We start from the raw sequence: 16,032 nt of genomic DNA on the forward strand, positions 1-16,032 counted from the left end.
TTGCTTGCTTGCTTGCTTGCTCTGCGTAAATTCCGAGTTTTGTATGGACATTGCTAATTCGTACTGTCAGAAATGAATAGGTAAAGCTACCTATCCCGCCTCCTGCTCGACATCAGACGATTCTCATTTTGGCTGAACAGCCTGATCTGCCCCTCAATCGCTGCGCTTGCTCTTTCGGCTGTATGGCCGCCGGTAGCCGATCCCCAATTCCTTGAGGACGGGCCGCCATTGCTGATGCAGATTGGAGGTTGGCTGCACACATTCTGCGTTTTTTGACGACGCAAAGATGTACAGCGTCTCCTGTCAGATTTTGGGTTTTACGTTCTTCGCTTGCTCATCAGACAGTTTCTTGTTTCGATCGGCTTCAGCGTTAGCATCACGCGCAGCCAGCTCGTCAAACATCGATTTGACGTCGATGATGGACACCGTGTAGTGAGGCACCATTTCGTCTGGTTGTTCCGAAGCGCCAACCTCGATGATTTTCCCGCAGGTTGGGCTAAACGATTGCGGCGCCGGAAACGACACACCGGGAATGTTGCTGCTGGCGCTGCGCACGCCCTTGCATGGACCCTCTGAGCTGGGGCCAAAGTACTGTTTGCCGTCGCGGTCGTACTGCCAGACAAGGCCGAGCGACATCATCTGGGTAATGTTCGACGGTTTACCGAACTTTTCAGTCAAGGCAGCTTTAAGTGCCTCTGTCTTGATGCGCGACCCGTCTTCGAAGCGTTGAACACGCGCAATGAACCAGACTTTCCCGGCATCATTCTGCAGCGCTGCAAACTCGTCAGAAGGCCCCCCCGCATTGCTGAGGCCGGTTCCTTTGAGTCGGTCTGCTGTAACTGCTGTAACGCCGGCTTCCTTGCCGTCACGCAGCATCAAGGGCGAAAGCTTGAAGTTTGGGTTTGCCTCTGCAATGGCTTCTTTGGCGACAGCCAACGAGGATCCAAGGGCGACGCCCGAAATGTCATCTGCGGCCAGAACAGCCGTGCAGGTTAATGTGGCGAGAAGGGCGGCGATGCCCGAACGTTGAAAACGCATGAAAAATAGTCCTTATCAAAAATCAGCATACCTGCAAGGTATGCATGCTGCTCCTGTTGCGCAGTGCGGCGTGGCCGCGCCGAATATTAACATCAACCTGCCGGAACAGTGTCAATGCTGGCGCGCATTCAGGGGCAAGACATAGGCTTCGATGCGTATCAGGTGAAGGCAATTCGGGCGAATCGATCTGGCGAGATAAATCCGAAATTCAAAGCACGCCAGGGCGGGGTCAAGAACAGGAACAAACGCAAGGGGTGAGGCTAGCGTTGGTCACCGCGCACAGTGACCCTCACGCCCGTGGCCACAATCTCGTACTCCGTCTCGGAAATCTGCTTCACCTCACCGCCGAATTGCATCTCGAAATGCTTGCGGCCCTCATGGCGAACCATGCCGTGAGATGAGCGTTCAACGGTCTCGTCCTGATAAATGTTGATCACGTACTGCACGTTGTCCGTGCCGACACCCATGAGCTTGCCAACATATTTATCTGCCATGTTCAAACTCCTTGCGTGAAGCCTCAAGGTAACGGGTACTGGCAGATCTATCCACTGCCTTGAACGGTGCGGGTCATTCTGCTGATGTTTTGTGGCCTGGGCAGTGCTAGGCTTTGGGCGAACCACACCATCCAGGGAACCGGAAATGAGCTTCGACTGGCACGCAGGGCCGATTACCCGCAGCACGCCGCTGGACAAGCATTACCGCAATACCCAGGAGGTCCGGCGGTTTCTGATTGGCCAGTGTGGGGCAGCATTCAAGTTCGATCGGGCCTTCATGGCCTGGGTAAAAACGGCGGAACCCCTGACGATGGGCGACGTGGCGGATGAGTGGATGCGGACTCACCGTTGATCTGATCCTGGCGTTTGCCGATACGGGCCACGGTATGGACAATGGCGCGGCGCATCAACTCACACTCGTCGTCCGAGTCGATATCTGATCCTTCAGTCCAGTCGTCGGGGTTCTTTCCGTAAAGATCCCTCGGCATCGCGCAGAGAAATGCGCAATCGATATGAATACCCAGTTTCACCGCCAGGCGCAGGGCATCGCCATCATCCACCAGTGGGTTCCACAACACTTGGCGTTGCTCAACGCGCAGCAGAAAACCCTGTTCACCGACCCTCGGGTGCCCGGCGATACCTGGCCACGCGTCTGTCCAGTCGATGAGTTCATAGCCGGCAGCCCTGGCCGCCAGTTTCAGTAATTCCCGGTCCGTTGCCACAGTATTCATGCTTGCTGCTCCTTCAGAGCTGCACATGATACCCATGTTGCCCGCGCCCTGTGATTGCCTTTAGGAATCGTCTGATACAGACCTGCCACGGGCCACGCCAGAATCGGCGCATGACTTTCCAACCCCGCATCCCTCAGCTTGTACGCACGCTCAAAACCGTTGCTGGCATCTTGCTGGCGGTAATCGCCAGCGCTTCGGCACGGGCCGAGATTACCTTCGATGGCTTTACCCGGTTCGTTTTCGAGGGCACGCAGAAGCAGTTGCCGCTGATTATCGTCAACCAGGGCAATGAGCCTGCGCTGGTGCAGGTCAAGCTCGGCTGGGGCGACAAGCAGGACACCCGCGAGTTGCCCATGGCCGTGTCGAAACCTTTGTTGCTGATACCCGCCAACAGCAAGGCATCGACCGACATTCTCTATCAGGGGCAGGGCCTGCCTGAGGACCGGGAGTCGTTGCTGATGCTGAAAGTGCTGCAGATTCCGAAAAAAACTGCCGACAGCAACGCCATGGCGATTGCCCTGCAGCACAACCTCAAGCTGTTTTACCGGCCGCAATTGCCCGGCTCGGTCAAGCAGGCTGTGGAGCAGTTGCGCTGGTCTGCAAGCGCAGCCAGCAGCTATGAAGCGCGCAACGATTCGCCGTATTACCTGACCTTGACCGAGGTCGGTTTGCTTGATCACTCAGGCGCCGCCTGCGGCAAGGCCATTGATCATCTGATGATTGCGCCGTTTTCAACCTATCCATTGCCCGTGAGCGACTGCGACCGGCCTGTCGGCCAGGTGGCCTACGCCTATATCAGCGACGCCGGGCTGGCCCATGCGCGTCGCAGCGAGCTGCAGTTGTGATTATTCCGGAAGGCGTTGCCATGTTTAACAGACAGTTACTTTTTATTGGCGTTTTGTTTTTTTTGAGCATTCCTGACAGCTATGCGCTGAAATGCCAGAAGACCGGTTCGGCGCTCATCAATGACACGACCACCATTACCGATACCACCGCCATTCCCAATTCATTGCCTGCGGGCACTGTGCTTTGGCGGCAGGCGACCCAACGTATCAATGTCGAGTGCTGGGTGGATATTCAGGGCAGGCCTGGTGAGGACATTTACTTTTACATGAACCCGAGCCGGGTGGACCTGGGTAAGGACATCGAAATCGGTGTTACCTATGAAGGCAAGGATTACTTGTACTCGTCGCTCAGCGGCGGAAAGCTCAACATCGGCTGGTGGGTCGCTGGTTGCCCGGCCAACGACAACTGCGGCTGGAAAAAAGAAAGCAAGTCGATGACCTACTCGTTGTTCTTCGTAAAGAAGTCACCTGCAGGCGATAACAAGGAAGGGCCTATCACTTCGCTTGCCAACTACCGGGCTTTTCAGTTCGATGGCGTAGGCGGTGTGCGGCCCGGCGAGAGCTACAACGTCACCGTCAACGGCCTGAACAAATTCCGCTACCTGCCTTGCGAGTCCTCGATCAATATCCAGCCGAGTGTCATTAACTTCGGCGCGATCCGCACCTCGGGCGCCAAGGTCGGTGCAACGATCAAGGAGGTGCCGTTCACCATCACCGAACAGCGCACCTGCAATGCCGCCTATGGCCTGGGCGGTTATCTGGAGCCGTTGACCGCGACCTTGAACGCGGCGCAGGACACGCTGATTCCGAACGACAACAAATCGGTGGGCATCAGCCTGATCAACGAAGACGATCAACGTGCGTTGTTTTTCAAGAAGGAGTTCTTGCTGACCCCCAAGACCACCTCGACCACCAACTCCCACAACTTACTGGCGCGCCTGAAATGGATGAGCGCGACGCCGACCTTCGGTGAGTTCAACGCCGGCGCGACCCTGGATATTTTCTACAAGTAAGCCGCAGGGCTGTTGTAGACTCGCCGCTTTGCCAGGGAGGCGCAGCGGTGTATCGGTATCTTTACTGGATTGCATTTGTGCTACTGACCGGCTGCAGCACGCAGGTGGCGCCGGTCATCGACGAGTCGTTGCTGCCGGTATATAGCCCGCCATTGCACACCAATACTTACCAGCGCTGGGGTGAGGAGGGCGTGCAACGCATCAGCCGCGCCCAGCGCCAGGCGCTGTACGCCATCGCCCGCCAGCCGGCCTGTGACCAGGTCACGTTTCTGGCCCTCACCGAGACCATGAGCCAGCCACCGGCAACCATCGTGACCTTCGTTGAATGCCGCAACCTCTGGCGCTTCTACATCGACCAGGATGCCCGTGTGCTCAGCAGCGAGCACCGGGGCTAGGCCACTCTTTACCTTTATAGGGATATCCCGATGTTCAAGATGAACGCACTGGTGCCGGAACTGATTGTCAGCGACCTGCAGCGCAGCCTTAAGTTTTACTGCGACATTGGCGGTTTTGCGCTGGAGTACCAACGCCCCGAGGACAAGTTCGCCTTCCTGTCGCGGGGCAACAGCCAGATCATGCTCGAGCAGGACTGGCACAGCGAGTCACCCTGGCGCGTCGGCCCGCTTGAAGCGCCTTTCGGCCGAGGCCTGAACCTGCAAATCCTCTGTGAAGACGCCACGGCACTGGCCGGCGCATTCGAGGCCGCCGGCTACCCGTTGCGGCGTGGGGTGGAGGATCACTGGTACCGCAGTGATGAGCGTGAAGCCGGCCAGCGCAATTTCCTGATTCAGGACCCGGATGGCTACTTGCTGCGGTTTTTCCAGGACCTCGGCTTTCGCCCCTGCCCATAAGGAAACACGCCGATGGACAAGCCCATCAAAGCCTGTGCGGTTCCGGGTAACGCACGCATCCACCTGCAACTGGCCGGCGCCGATTTCGTCGATGCGCAGCGGGCGCAGGTGGCAAACGCCGAGCGCACGGCGCTGGGCCATTTCTTGCGGTTGATGAGCAGCATGCCGGGCTGGATCGACAACCTGATGGTGCTGCGCAATCGCCTGGTTCGGTTGTGCGGCCTGAAAGACCTGGGGCGTTTGTCGAGGGTCGACCTTGATCGCGAAGAAGGGTCTTACCGGGTCGATGAGCGCATTGGTATCTTCACCCTGGTCGGCAATAGCCCGGATGAAGTGCTGCTGGTCGATCGCGACAAGCACCTGGACGTTTACATCTCGTTGCTGCGCCTGCCCCTGGGCGCCGACAAGCGCCGCGAGATCGTGGTGTCCACCGTGGTGCACACGCACAATCGTCTCGGCCGCTTGTACATGTTGCCGGTCGCGCCGTTTCACCGCTTTATCGCACCCATTGCCCTCAGGCGCCTGGTCAACGCCAGCTAAGCGCTTGCGCTCAGACAAAACCCTGATCGGCAAAGCCGCGGGGCAAGCGCTGGCGACCGGGCAGGGCGCTCAGGCGCTCGACCCAGGCACTGCGCCAGTCGCTGGCGGCGTGCTGGGTGCTGGCCCTGCGTGCGCGTCGGGCGGCATTGCGCTGGTCTTTGCGTGCGGTCTTGAACGCATCGGTGTTGCGGCAGCTACGGCATTTGACCCGATTGAGTTCGCTGGTGGCGACCAGGTTTTTACCGTGGTGTCCGCAGGCCAGGTGGCCGGCGGTCTTGAAGTGAGTGACCATGGGGATCCTCCTCGGCACTGTTGCTCAACAACAGGCTCTAAGGGTTGGACCGCTTGGGCAGGGTCAGGTTCGGCGCCGCTAGAGGGTGACGATGGCCAGGGCCAGTTGCATGTCGCTCATCGGCCGTGGGCCGCTGCCGGCCCGGTATTCCTGCACCGCCCGTTCGAAGGCGACGCCACGTATGGCGCCGTCGGAGCCGACGAACGCGGTGGCGTCATCCTTGGCCGACTTGAACAGCGCCGGCGCACCGGTAGTGGTGATAAACGGGCTGGCCACGACGACGCTGACGCCAATTGCCACCACCATGGTGCTGCGTTCGATCGGGTTCTCGATCGGTTCACCGGCCCAGGCCGGCGTTGCCAGCCCCAGCACCACCAGCAGTGCTGCAATCTTGCCCACGTCCATGTTAATGCCGCTCCGTTACTTGAGAGGGGTGTTGCGTGAAACTGTGTGACGGTTGTATGACGGATAGCGGCGCATTTTCGTCACCGCCCAGCCCAGCAGCAGGCCGGCGATCAGCAAGGCGCCGGCAAACCACAGGTTGAACAACAGGGCCCGGTGGAATTCTTCTGGCTGCAGGTCGGCGTAGTAGGTGATGTAGCCGGAGCCCGTGCGACCACCTCGGGGCATGCGGACCCAGCCGCGTTCCTGGTCTATCCAGTACGACAGGGTCAGCCATAAGGCGCCGGTCAGCGCGGCGACGGCCAGGGCCAGTACTCCCAGGTCGTTGCTATCCCACGGGCGAGAGTGTTTGCGCATGAGCGTCCTTGCTTGCGGGCCGTCCTCTGACGGCTGGAAAACCGCCAGCATAACAGCTGATGGCTAAAAGCCCGAAGTCTGGTGCTGCACGCTGAACTGCTTGCGAAACCACTCCTGGAGCATGGCCTTTTCGGCATACAGGCGGTCGCTGTCGGCGCGCCAGCCCGGGCGCTGCAGGTAGAACTTGTCGCTCACATGGGCATCGGCCTGGCTGACAACCTGGCCGGGTTGCGACAGGGCATAGTGCAGGTCGATACTGGGCCAGGTGACGTCACGCATGATCCGCACTGAATAGGCATTGGCCCGCCAGGGTTCATACTGGCCCGCCAGGTCGATATCGCGGATGTCGATGCGCAGGCTCTGGCCGGGCGCCAGGTAACGCTGGCCGAGCTTGACCAGGTAGGCGCTCAGCTCCTTCATCACATAGGCATCGGCACCGCGTGGGTAGCCGTTGCTGTCGAGGCTGGCGTCGCGAAAGTGTTCGGGTTTGTCGAAGGTGACTTCGACGTTGGGCGTGGCCGCCGGTTGCGCCAGGCTGTTGCAGGCCAAAAGGCTCAAGGTGGCCAGGGTCAGGGCAGGGCGCATGATTCACCTCCAGGTGCAGCCTTGCGCAGTGTGCTGCACAGGCTTCATTGTACGCCTGTACGGATTGAAAACAGAGGAGTCGGCAGTGCGCAGGATCGAGCGGTTTACAGCCAACAGGCGCGGGCGGGACGTTGCCGTGGGCGATATCCATGGGCATTTTTCACGCCTGCAGGAGCGGCTGGCAGCTATTGGCTTCGATCCGGCGGTAGACCGCCTGTTCAGCGTTGGCGACCTGGTCGACCGCGGCCCTGAGTGCCCGCTGGCCCTGGAGTGGCTGGCCAAGCCGTGGTTCCACGCGGTGCAGGGCAACCATGAAGCCTTGGCGATCACCCACGTTGATGGCGGCACCCTCGACTACAGCCAGTACCGCGCCGCCGGTGGCGGCTGGTTCCTGGCCCTGGACAGCGATGAACAGGCGCGCTTTGCCGAGCGCTTTCGGCGCCTGCCGCTGGCCCTTGAGGTGGAAACCGCAGACGGGCTGATCGCCCTGCTGCATGCCGATTGCCCGTTCCGCCACTGGTCGCAATTACGCGAGCTGCTGGTGAGCACGCCACCGAGCGAGGTCCAGGAAGTTTGCCAATGGTCGCGCAAGCGCCTGGCTGCTGGCGATGAGACGCCCGTTGAGGGGCTGCGGGCGCTGGTGGTCGGGCACACCCCGCAGCGTGAGGTGCGGGTGCTGGGTAATATCTGGCATATCGACACCGGCGGCTGGGCCAGCGGCCAGTTCAGCCTGCTCGACCTCGCCAGCCTCACCGTGCTCAACGCCAGGCCAGGTGAATGATTACCCCCAGCGCCAGCAACATCAGCACCACCCCCGACACCCGCTCAAGCCAGGGCAGCAGCCGGGCAAAGCGCCGGCGTACCCGCAGGTTGCCAATGGCCGCGGCCACCAGCACATCCCACAGCAGCACTGCGCTGAACATCCACAGGCCATACAGCCATTTCCAGCCAGCACTGGCCTGGCTGGCCGCGACCATGCTGGCCAGGCTGACATAGAACAGCGCATTCTTCGGGTTGAGAATCCCCGACACAAAGCCCATCACCAGGCCCTGGAACCACGGGCTCTTTAGCAGTACAGGGTCATCGCCCACCCGGGTCACGGCGCTGGCACCGGCATGGCGCAGGAACAGCACGCCCAGGTACAGCAAATAGGCGCAACCGGCCAACTGGATGAGGACAAACAGCGTGCTGTCCGGGCGCAGCGCCGACACTCCGGCAAAGGCTGCGACAATAAACACGCCATTGGCCAGGGCAATGCCCAGGCAGGCGCCGGTTGCCTTGAGCCAGCCGGCGCTCATGGAGGTGCGCGCGACCAGGAAAAAATCCGGGCCGGGTGACAGCAAGGCAAGAAAGTGCGCGGCGGCAATGAGTAAAAACTGCTCCATCGGTTTCGGACTTCTTCAGCAAGAGGGTTGCTGATTGTCCGTAGCGGCTGCAGCGCCTGTATTGAAGAAAATTGCGCGCTCAGCTGCGGTACAGGCCGGGCGTCACCCCGGTATGGGCCTTGAACACCCGCTGGAAGTGGCTCTGGTCGGCAAAACCCAGGCGGTAGGCAATGTCGGCCATGTCCTGGCCCTTGCGCAGCCACTGGCGGGCACGGTTGATGCGCAGGTTCAACTGCCAGGCATGGGGAGTGAGGCCGGTGGCGGCGCGAAACGCCCGGATCAGTTGGTAACGGCCCATGCCGGCGCTGCTCGCCAGTTCGCCCAGCGACAGGTTGCTAGCGTCTTCCTGGGCAAGGCGCTCGAGCAAGGGTTCGAGGCTGCGGTCAAGCGCCTGAGCTGTGGTGGCTGGCGCCTGATCATCATGATCATCATGATCACCGATGAACTCGATCAGCGCGGCCTCTTTCACACCGGCGCAGGCCTCGGAGAACAGCAAGTCGTTGAGCCGGGTAAAGCGCTCATAGGTAGAAGGATTGCGGGTGATCTTCGCAGGCCTTGCCTGAACCTGCGGGGCCAGGGCCGACTCCAGGCGCAAGGCTTGCAGCCAGCCGGCGTCCAGGTGGAGCATCTGGTAGCTCCAGCTCAGCCCGGGTTCAGGGTTGCAGGCATGCACGCAGTGCGCCGGGATGAACACCAGGGTGCCGGGCAACAGGCGCGTTTGCCCTTTGCCTGCGCCGGTGAACACACTGCAGCCCTGATCGACCGCGCCAATCGAGAACGTTGGATGGCTGTGCGCCTTGTAGCAGGCACGGCTGTCGCAGGCGCGGCGGCTCTCGACAAAGGGCAGGGCCGGGTCACGCCAGAACAGGGTAGGGTTTTTGCCGGTTGCCCGCAGCATCACGTAAGCCTCAAAGGGGCGAAGCCTGCAGCTTATCCGCAATCCACCGGCTAAAACAAACGCCCCTCACGTTGCCGGGAGGGGCGTTTGCGCAAGCTCAGGCGAAATTACATGGACTGCAAGGCGATGCTGGCCGATTGCGAGTCTTGCGCACTATCGGCATCCATCCACACCCATTGGCTGCCATCGCCCTGCAGGGTATTGGTGATGCTCTGCAAGCTGGTTGGCAGGATGGTCACGACGCCAGCGGTCTTGGCGGTTGGCCCGATGGAGGTGATCTGGCCCGACAACAAGCCGTTGGAGGTTTCATTGATTACGTAGACGACGGCCTTTTCCTCGCGGAACTGGCAGGAGACGAACTGAGTGATCTTGCTGGCAATCGTCAGGCTCATCCATTTTGACGGTGGCACTGCGTAGTAGCGGCTGTACTTGCTGAACGGGTAGAGCTCGCCATTGGCCTGCAACGCCTGGTTGTTCAAGCCGGCGGTGTTGATCGGCATGCTGACGCTACCGAGCCAGATATCCACCTGGGCCAGGCCGCTGTTGGGGGCAATCGACACCGAGACTGTCTGGGTATCCGTACCCGAGACAAACCCTATTGAGGCAAGGCCGGCGTTGGCGGTGGTGCCAGGCACGGTGATCGGGCAAGGCGGCTGGCTGTTGCTCCAGTTCACATTGACCGTGGCGCTGGTCTGGTTCTGCGCCGAGTTGTAGATGAAGATCCCGTACAACTGCCCCGGGCTCAGGGTGGTGCAGGTGGCGGTATCGCCGGCATTGAGGGTAAGACGTTGGCCACCGTTCCAGTTGGTCTGGGTGGCGAGTACACCGATGCTTTCCATGGAAATGTCCTTTTCCTAGCGTTGACAGGGCAGGTGACGGTGCGCTGCGTTCCTGTGTGCAGCCTCCGTGCACCCGGGCACTCATGTGCCAGAGGGAGGTATAGCCAAGCCGAAGGTGAGTACTGATATTGTTTTGCTATCAGTGGTGGCGCGGGTTCAAGCGAATCGCTTTAGCCTCAAGCCAAGTGCTTGTTGCCAAAGGGGCAGGGTGCATTGCCAGGCACACAGTTTTTTCCCTCAGCTGTACCTTGACCCGGCAACTGTGTGCGCGGGAATCTTGTCGCTCCTGTCACCGGAGAGCCCCCATGGACCTGTCCACCCTCGCGCTGTTCATCCCGGCCTGTTTTGCCCTGAACATGGCCCCTGGCCCGAACAACCTGCTGTCACTGAACAACGCCAGCCGTTACGGCCTGCGCATTGCCTGTGTGGCAGGCATTGGCCGGTTGCTGGCCTTTGCCGGGATGATCGTGCTGGCAGCCATGGGCCTGGCAGTGGTGCTGCACACCAGCGAGTACCTGTTTTTGCTGGTCAAGGTGCTGGGCGCAGCCTACCTGTTCTACATCGCCTGGCAGCTGTGGCGCGCGCCAGTGGGCGAGGCGCTGGCGGCTGACGGCCAACGCCGCGGTACCTTGCGCCTGGCGCGCCAGGAGTTCTGGGTGGCGGCGGGCAACCCGAAGGCGATCCTGATTTTCACCGCCTTCCTGCCGCAGTTTGTCAGCGTCGCCAGCCCGGTGCCGGTGGCCGAGCAGTTCGCCTGGCTAGGCGGGTTGTTCCTGCTGCTGGAGTGGCTGGCCATTGCGATTTATGCCTGGCTGGGTGCTTACCTGCAGCGCTGGTTCAGCCAGCCCGGGCCACGCCGGTTGTTCAACCGGGTCAGTGCCACGCTGCTGGGTTGCGCCGGCATCGGCTTGCTGGCAGCGCGGCGTGCCTAGTAGCTGATGCGTATTCCCAGGTTGGCACCGACGCGCTCCTGCTGGCGGCTGTCGAGGTTGCTGGCGTAGTCAATGCCCAGATGCACACTGAACTGCTTATGCAACTGCGCCACCAGTCCGGTGCCGACTTCAAGGGACGTTGAGCGATAATCGGTCCGGACCTGGTCGACACCGGCGAAGACCAGCGAGTCGTGCCCGCCATCGGCGTGCCAGATGTTAGTTTGCAGGTAAGCCTGCAGGGGCGTCGTGCCTGCTCGCAAGTTACCCTCAAGACGCAGCCCCAGGCGGCTGCTCACTTCGGTCCGGGTATCGAAACTGACCGTCGATACACCATCTTGCACCTTGTCCAGGCTGACCTTCTGCACCAGCACTTGTGCCTGGGGCTCCAGGCTCCATTGGTTGGACAAGGCAAACGGCCGGCCCACCTCCAGCGAGCTACCCCAGGCATGGCCGTCGAGGTCGATTTTTTCGCCGTCCTCCGAGCGCGCGCGGCCGTCCAGGTCGGTGTACTGCACGACCATATCGAGGTAACCGTGTTGCGGTCCGATCAGCGTCCAGTACACCCCGGCGCTGTCGCCATCGAGCCTGAGGTCACCGACCGGGCGATCCGCAAATCCCTGCGCGTAGCCTTTGACATCACCGTTCAAACGGCTGTGGCCGACATAAACACCAATGTGCTGGCGGTAGTCTGCGGCGCTGGGCGAGGCAAACAGGTCCTGGCCTGCCTTGTAGCCATAAAGATTGCCATCCAGGCTGGGGCTCACCGAGCCGGACCAGCTTTGATGAAAGCTGTAGCCATGGGCTTGCGCCCAACTGGCGGCCAAGGCGCCCTGTTCACTGAGCAGGCGCTGGTCGCCCTGGCGTTGATGGAAAGTACCGAGGTTGAATTGTCCGATCAACGCTGCGGCGCGAGGCGCAGCGGCATACAGTGAGGCCTGCGATCGGTACAGCGGGATGACCTGACCGGGGATCGCCCGGGGCAGTTCGGCGAGTCCCGGGGCCGGTGCGGCCAAGGGCGGCGGGCGGCCGTCAGCAGGCGCGACCAACGCCGAACTCAGGTACCAATTGTTCTCGCTGCCGGGCGTTATCCCTCCTTTGAACAGGCGATAGTCGAAAGCCCCGGCCGACAGGCGCTGGGTCTGGGTAAAGGCGGTATCGGTACTGGTTGCACCATTGGCGGCCTCGACCACCAGGATGCCGTCCTGGCGGGTCAGCCCGCCCGGGCCATGAAGATTGGTAACCAGCAGGGCGGTATCGCCAGAAATCGCCCCTTGGCTGATAACCAGGCGGTCGGAAGGCGAGTCGTCAGTGCCTAGTACGGTGTTCACCGCCAGTCTGCCTTCGTTGCCGAAATAATTGCCGATGACGGTCAGGCGCCCCTGGCCATCGCCGCTGTTGCGCAGGTCAACCAGGCCGGTGTTGCCCAGGCGCGCGTTCAGGCCGGCAGCAAAGGGCCGGATCACACCGGTGCTTGAGAACAGCGTGCTTTCTCTGCCGATGAATAGATCGCCCGTGCCGGTGGCAACATCGATCGGGCCTCCGCCGTCGCCGAGAACCAAGGTGTCGTTGAGTGTGTAGTGGCTTACGAAGCCAAGGCTGATGCTCTCCCAGTTGGTGTACAACGCTCCGTTTGTGGGAAAGCTGTTCTGGAAATGCAACTCATCGCGTGCAGCGCCGCCATTGAAGGGCACGAACAACTGCTCGGCCCGCAGGTTGACCATCAGCACCTGGTCGGTGGTGTCGCCCATGTCGACGCTGCCGTACAGTTGGCCGCCTTTCCAGTTGAAGTGATCGTTCTCGGGGCCGGTGGAAACGTTGCCGTGAATCTCGCCACCCTCGAAGGAAATCAGGTCGATACCCTTGCCGGTGATCAGGTTGCCGCCGAGCACAGTGCCGCGAAACACCAAAAAATCATGGCCATCACCCGTGATCAGATCGCCGTCTATGGAGCCGCTGGTGAGCGCTACATCACCGTTGCCGGGCTGCAACTCTATGCGGCCGATACGCCCGCCTCGCAGGGCAACGCTGTTGCCGTTGGCGAAGGTGCCTACGATGTGGCCGCCGGTCATGATCAGAAGGTCCCGTCCGTCGCCCTGATCCAGCGACTGTACCGTACCTCCGCTCATGGTCAGGGTATCGGCCTGCGGGGTCTGCACGATGTCGCCAAAAACGTCGCCGTCGACCACGACGCGATCTTCGGCCTCGGCATCCAGGGCAAACGTCATCCAGGGAAGGACTCCCAAGGTCAAGAACAGTGGCACTCGCATCAGACCCGCTCCCTTGGTGACTGGCAACAAAGCGCGTTCAGTAACTCAGACGCAACCCCAGGTTGGCGCCGACGTGCTCCTGCTGACGACTGTCCAGGTTGGTGGTGTAGTCGATACCCGCATGCACGCTGAGGTTCTTGTTCAGTTGCGCAACCAGGCCGGTGCCGACACTCAGGGAAGTGTAGTTGTAATCGGTCTTGACCTTGTCGACATGATCGTACGTCTGCGTGTCGCGGCCTCCGTTGCCACTCCAGAAATCCGTGGTTACATAAGGCTGCAAGTGCACTCCGGCGGATTTGAACTTGCCTTCCAGACGCATGCCCAGGCGCGCACTCACCTCGGTCTGGGTGTCGAAGCTAACGTAGCTGACACTGTCGTTGGCGCTGTCCAACGAGACTTTCTGGGCGATGAGTTGTGCCTGCGGCTCCAGGGTCCAGTACGACGACAGGGCAAATGGGTAGCCGGCCTCCAATGACGCTGTCCAGGCGTGACCGTTGAGGTCGAGCTTGTCGCCGCGATCGGATTTGGCCCGGCCGTCGAGGTCCGAGTACTGCACCACGGCATCGACATACCATTGTTGCGCGCCGATCAGGGTCCAATAGGCGCCGACGCTGTCGCTGTCGAGTTTCAGGTCGCCGACCTTGTTGTCTTCAAAGCCCAGGGCGAAGCCTTTGACATCGCCGTGCAGGCGGCTGTGCCCGACATACACGCCGACATGCTGGCGCAGGCCGTCATCGTTGAGCCAGGCCCACAAGTCCTGGCCGACCTTGAAACCGTACAGGCTGCCGTCCAGGCTTGGGCTGACAGTACCCGACCAGCTCTGGTGGAAGCTGTCGCCATAGGCCTGGCCCCAACTGGCCGATAACGCGCCCTCCTGGTTCAGCAGGCTCTGGTCGCCCTGACGTTGGTGAAAGGTGCCCAGCGCCGAGCGTGCAATCAATGCCGCAGCCCGGGGCGCGGCGGCATAGACGGCAACTTCCGGGCGGTACAGCGGGATGCTCACGCCGGGCGCCGGCGGTGGCGGCAAGTCAGGCTGGCCGGGAGCAGGGCCAGGGATTGGGGGCGGGATCACCACAACCGGTGTACCGGGATCGACTGGCGTACCAGGATCAACCGGTGTTCCAGGATCAACCGGCGTACCAGGGTCCGGGTTAACGGGCTCCGGCAACGGGGTGGGCACCACGACGGTTGAACGCAGGTACCAGCTGTTCACGCTATCAGCCGTCACCCCACCCTTGAACAGGCGATAATCAAATGCACCGGCCGACAGGGTCTGGGTCTGGACGAAGGCGGTGTTGCTGCTGGTCGCTCCGTTGATGGCTTCAACTACCTGGATGCCATTCTGGCTGGTCACCGCACCGGCGCCGCCGAAGTTGTTGATCTGCAGGTTGGTGGTGCCGGAGATCGAGCCCCGGCTGACCACCAGGCGATCAGATGCCGCGCCGTCGCCGGCCAGTACGCTGTTGAGCTTGAGGGTGCCGCCGTTGCCGGTGTAGTTGCCGTTGATGGTCAACCGCCCTTGGGCATCGCCGCCGCTGCTCAGGTCGATAAGCCCGCTGTTGTTGACCGTCAGCGGCTGGCCGGCGGTGAAGGGGGTGATCACCCCGGTACGCGAGACCAGCGAGCTGCTGGCGTCGATGTTGAAGCTGGTGGGCGCGGCAACGGCACTGGCATCGCCCAGGGTCAGGGTGTTGTCCAGTTTGAACTGGCTGGCGTTGATGAGGCTGACCGACTCCCAGTTGATGTAGCGATCGCCCCCCACCGGCTGGCTGTTGTTGAAGGTCAGGCTATCGATACCTGCGCCACCGTTAACGGTGATGTTCAGGGCCGGGCTGCCCAGGCCTTCGAGCACCGCCACATCATCGTCACCGCCCATGTCGACGCTGCCGCGTATAACGCCGCCCTGCCATTTGAGCGAGTCGTTGCCGAAGCTGGCGAGGAGGTTGCCACGCAGTTCCCCGCCAGTGATGACGAACACATCGGTGCCGCCACTGGTGCTGATGTTGCCGCCGATGGTTCCGGCATTGAGGAATATCTGGTCGTTGCCAAAACCGGTGACCAGGTTGCCGACGATGGTGCCGCCGGACATGCTGAAAATGTTGTTGTCCAGCTTCATGTCGACCCGGCCGATGCTGCCACCTGAGAAGAACGCCACGTCACCGTCTTCAAAGGCACCGATAATCTGCCCCGCCGACATATTGAACGTATCGCGGGCATCGCCCTGTGCCAGGGACTGCAGGGTCCCGCCGGTCATCAGGAAGTCATCGATCAACGGCGTCTGGACGACGACACCGAGGGTATCGCCGGGCCCAACCACGAGATTCTGCGCCAGGGCGGTGAAGGGTAAGGCGCTTAGTACCACGATAAGCGAAATTCGCATCAGACAGGCTCCGTGTCTTCCAGGCATTGCCCCACTGGCTGTCCAGCCCCCCTGTTAGTACCGGACGGGTCTTGCTTTGCAGGTATAGAGCAATGAGCAATATCGGCAACTGACAAAAATGCTAGGTGGCGAATGGCCGCTACTGTCCCGCAGCCGGTAAAACCGCCAGGTGCTTATAGTGAA

At 61.2% G+C, this 16,032-nt stretch carries 20 protein-coding genes; 8 read left to right on the forward strand and 12 right to left on the reverse strand.

What is annotated here, in order from left to right; translation table 11 throughout:
• Positions 1-303 precede the first annotated feature (303 nt).
• On the reverse strand, positions 304-1,038 hold the full coding sequence (locus UB48_RS25335) for a hypothetical protein (protein ID WP_045201905.1): 735 nt from the start codon (positions 1,036-1,038) through the stop codon (positions 304-306).
• A 260-nt stretch (positions 1,039-1,298) separates the two neighbouring features.
• Positions 1,299-1,532, reverse strand: a complete 234-nt coding sequence (locus UB48_RS25340; protein ID WP_045201907.1) for a hypothetical protein — start codon at positions 1,530-1,532, stop codon at positions 1,299-1,301.
• A gap of 145 nt (positions 1,533-1,677) precedes the next feature.
• Between UB48_RS25340 and UB48_RS28280 the strand changes: the two genes are divergently transcribed.
• Positions 1,678-1,884, forward strand: a complete 207-nt coding sequence (locus UB48_RS28280) for a DUF6434 domain-containing protein (protein WP_045201909.1) — start codon at positions 1,678-1,680, stop codon at positions 1,882-1,884.
• Here the strand turns inward: UB48_RS28280 and UB48_RS27855 are convergent.
• The gene (locus UB48_RS27855; protein WP_177329191.1) at positions 1,808-2,263 is read right to left on the reverse strand and encodes a hypothetical protein; all 456 of its coding nucleotides are present in this window, start codon (positions 2,261-2,263) and stop codon (positions 1,808-1,810) included. The two genes, UB48_RS28280 and UB48_RS27855, sit on opposite strands and share 77 nt — an antisense overlap.
• 110 nt (positions 2,264-2,373) lie before the next feature.
• Here UB48_RS27855 and UB48_RS25355 point away from each other — a divergent pair, with 110 nt between their 5' ends.
• The 5 genes from UB48_RS25355 to UB48_RS25375 all read left to right on the forward strand — a co-directional run bounded on the left by UB48_RS25355 (position 2,374) and on the right by UB48_RS25375 (position 5,512).
• The gene (locus UB48_RS25355) at positions 2,374-3,108 is read left to right on the forward strand and encodes a molecular chaperone (RefSeq protein WP_045201912.1); all 735 of its coding nucleotides are present in this window, start codon (positions 2,374-2,376) and stop codon (positions 3,106-3,108) included.
• Positions 3,105-4,121, forward strand: coding sequence for a fimbrial protein (locus UB48_RS25360; protein WP_177329192.1), 1,017 nt, complete (start codon positions 3,105-3,107; stop codon positions 4,119-4,121). The genes UB48_RS25355 and UB48_RS25360 overlap by 4 nt, the downstream gene beginning before the upstream one ends.
• Before the next feature lie 77 nt (positions 4,122-4,198).
• Complete coding sequence (locus UB48_RS25365) at positions 4,199-4,516, forward strand: hypothetical protein (RefSeq protein ID WP_052676579.1); 318 nt, start codon at positions 4,199-4,201, stop codon at positions 4,514-4,516.
• Positions 4,517-4,546: 30 nt separating this feature from the next.
• Positions 4,547-4,972, forward strand: a complete 426-nt coding sequence (locus UB48_RS25370; RefSeq protein ID WP_045201916.1) for a VOC family protein — start codon at positions 4,547-4,549, stop codon at positions 4,970-4,972.
• Between the two features lie 12 nt (positions 4,973-4,984).
• Complete coding sequence (locus UB48_RS25375; protein ID WP_045201918.1) at positions 4,985-5,512, forward strand: DUF2867 domain-containing protein; 528 nt, start codon at positions 4,985-4,987, stop codon at positions 5,510-5,512.
• 10 nt (positions 5,513-5,522) lie between these two features.
• Here the strand turns inward: UB48_RS25375 and UB48_RS25380 are convergent, their stop codons facing one another.
• The 4 genes from UB48_RS25380 to UB48_RS25395 form a co-directional block, all read right to left on the reverse strand.
• On the reverse strand, positions 5,523-5,804 hold the full coding sequence (locus UB48_RS25380; RefSeq protein WP_045201920.1) for a hypothetical protein: 282 nt from the start codon (positions 5,802-5,804) through the stop codon (positions 5,523-5,525).
• A 78-nt stretch (positions 5,805-5,882) separates the two neighbouring features.
• On the reverse strand, positions 5,883-6,209 hold the full coding sequence (locus tag UB48_RS25385; protein ID WP_045201922.1) for a DUF2388 domain-containing protein: 327 nt from the start codon (positions 6,207-6,209) through the stop codon (positions 5,883-5,885).
• A 15-nt stretch (positions 6,210-6,224) separates the two neighbouring features.
• Entirely contained in the window at positions 6,225-6,563 is a 339-nt protein-coding gene (locus UB48_RS25390; protein ID WP_045201924.1) for a hypothetical protein, read from the reverse strand.
• Positions 6,564-6,626: 63 nt separating this feature from the next.
• On the reverse strand, positions 6,627-7,148 hold the full coding sequence (locus UB48_RS25395; RefSeq protein WP_045201925.1) for a DUF3016 domain-containing protein: 522 nt from the start codon (positions 7,146-7,148) through the stop codon (positions 6,627-6,629).
• 85 nt (positions 7,149-7,233) lie between these two features.
• Between UB48_RS25395 and UB48_RS25400 the strand changes: the two genes are divergently transcribed.
• Positions 7,234-7,929, forward strand: a complete 696-nt coding sequence (locus tag UB48_RS25400) for a metallophosphoesterase (protein ID WP_045201928.1) — start codon at positions 7,234-7,236, stop codon at positions 7,927-7,929.
• On the opposite strand, the gene UB48_RS25405 is transcribed toward UB48_RS25400, so the two are convergent.
• The 3 genes from UB48_RS25405 to UB48_RS25415 all read right to left on the reverse strand — a co-directional run bounded on the left by UB48_RS25405 (position 7,907) and on the right by UB48_RS25415 (position 10,270).
• Positions 7,907-8,533, reverse strand: coding sequence for a LysE family translocator (locus UB48_RS25405; RefSeq protein WP_045201931.1), 627 nt, complete (start codon positions 8,531-8,533; stop codon positions 7,907-7,909). The genes UB48_RS25400 and UB48_RS25405 overlap by 23 nt on opposite strands.
• Positions 8,534-8,612: 79 nt before the next feature.
• Positions 8,613-9,431, reverse strand: a complete 819-nt coding sequence (locus UB48_RS25410) for a helix-turn-helix domain-containing protein (RefSeq protein ID WP_045201933.1) — start codon at positions 9,429-9,431, stop codon at positions 8,613-8,615.
• Positions 9,432-9,538: 107 nt separating this feature from the next.
• Positions 9,539-10,270 carry a hypothetical protein gene (locus tag UB48_RS25415; RefSeq protein WP_045201935.1) on the reverse strand — a complete coding sequence of 244 codons (732 nt, stop codon included), beginning with the start codon at positions 10,268-10,270 and terminating at the stop codon, positions 9,539-9,541.
• A 305-nt stretch (positions 10,271-10,575) separates the two neighbouring features.
• On the opposite strand from UB48_RS25415, the gene UB48_RS25420 reads away from it, so the two are divergent.
• Positions 10,576-11,202, forward strand: a complete 627-nt coding sequence (locus UB48_RS25420; protein ID WP_045201937.1) for a LysE family translocator — start codon at positions 10,576-10,578, stop codon at positions 11,200-11,202.
• Here UB48_RS25420 and UB48_RS25425 read toward each other — a convergent pair.
• Together UB48_RS25425 and UB48_RS25430 are read right to left on the reverse strand one after the other, a co-directional pair.
• Positions 11,199-13,427 (reverse strand): autotransporter outer membrane beta-barrel domain-containing protein, encoded by a 2,229-nt coding sequence (locus UB48_RS25425; RefSeq protein WP_275560843.1) that lies wholly within the window; start codon positions 13,425-13,427, stop codon positions 11,199-11,201. The genes UB48_RS25420 and UB48_RS25425 overlap by 4 nt on opposite strands.
• Before the next feature lie 79 nt (positions 13,428-13,506).
• Positions 13,507-15,849, reverse strand: a complete 2,343-nt coding sequence (locus tag UB48_RS25430) for an autotransporter outer membrane beta-barrel domain-containing protein (RefSeq protein ID WP_045201942.1) — start codon at positions 15,847-15,849, stop codon at positions 13,507-13,509.
• Positions 15,850-16,032: the final 183 nt, after the last annotated feature.

Source organism: Pseudomonas sp. 2(2015) (assembly GCF_000955865.1).
GTDB lineage: Bacteria > Pseudomonadota > Gammaproteobacteria > Pseudomonadales > Pseudomonadaceae > Aquipseudomonas.

Excerpts from the sequence above, each read along its gene's own strand:
- UB48_RS25430 (WP_045201942.1), bottom strand. The coding sequence starts at position 15,849 with ATGCGAATTTCGCTTATCGTGGTACTAAGCGCCTTACCCTTCACCGCC.
- UB48_RS25375 (WP_045201918.1), top strand. The coding sequence starts at position 4,985 with ATGGACAAGCCCATCAAAGCCTGTGCGGTTCCGGGTAACGCACGCATC.
- UB48_RS25410 (WP_045201933.1), bottom strand. The coding sequence starts at position 9,431 with ATGCTGCGGGCAACCGGCAAAAACCCTACCCTGTTCTGGCGTGACCCG.
- UB48_RS25355 (WP_045201912.1), top strand. The coding sequence starts at position 2,374 with ATGACTTTCCAACCCCGCATCCCTCAGCTTGTACGCACGCTCAAAACC.
- UB48_RS25340 (WP_045201907.1), bottom strand. The coding sequence starts at position 1,532 with ATGGCAGATAAATATGTTGGCAAGCTCATGGGTGTCGGCACGGACAAC.
- UB48_RS25370 (WP_045201916.1), top strand. The coding sequence starts at position 4,547 with ATGTTCAAGATGAACGCACTGGTGCCGGAACTGATTGTCAGCGACCTG.
- UB48_RS25405 (WP_045201931.1), bottom strand. The coding sequence starts at position 8,533 with ATGGAGCAGTTTTTACTCATTGCCGCCGCGCACTTTCTTGCCTTGCTG.
- UB48_RS25380 (WP_045201920.1), bottom strand. The coding sequence starts at position 5,804 with ATGGTCACTCACTTCAAGACCGCCGGCCACCTGGCCTGCGGACACCAC.
- UB48_RS25395 (WP_045201925.1), bottom strand. The coding sequence starts at position 7,148 with ATGCGCCCTGCCCTGACCCTGGCCACCTTGAGCCTTTTGGCCTGCAAC.
- UB48_RS25420 (WP_045201937.1), top strand. The coding sequence starts at position 10,576 with ATGGACCTGTCCACCCTCGCGCTGTTCATCCCGGCCTGTTTTGCCCTG.
- UB48_RS25390 (WP_045201924.1), bottom strand. The coding sequence starts at position 6,563 with ATGCGCAAACACTCTCGCCCGTGGGATAGCAACGACCTGGGAGTACTG.
- UB48_RS25415 (WP_045201935.1), bottom strand. The coding sequence starts at position 10,270 with ATGGAAAGCATCGGTGTACTCGCCACCCAGACCAACTGGAACGGTGGC.
- UB48_RS25425 (WP_275560843.1), bottom strand. The coding sequence starts at position 13,427 with ATGACGTTTGCCCTGGATGCCGAGGCCGAAGATCGCGTCGTGGTCGAC.
- UB48_RS25385 (WP_045201922.1), bottom strand. The coding sequence starts at position 6,209 with ATGGACGTGGGCAAGATTGCAGCACTGCTGGTGGTGCTGGGGCTGGCA.
- UB48_RS27855 (WP_177329191.1), bottom strand. The coding sequence starts at position 2,263 with ATGAATACTGTGGCAACGGACCGGGAATTACTGAAACTGGCGGCCAGG.
- UB48_RS28280 (WP_045201909.1), top strand. The coding sequence starts at position 1,678 with ATGAGCTTCGACTGGCACGCAGGGCCGATTACCCGCAGCACGCCGCTG.
- UB48_RS25335 (WP_045201905.1), bottom strand. The coding sequence starts at position 1,038 with ATGCGTTTTCAACGTTCGGGCATCGCCGCCCTTCTCGCCACATTAACC.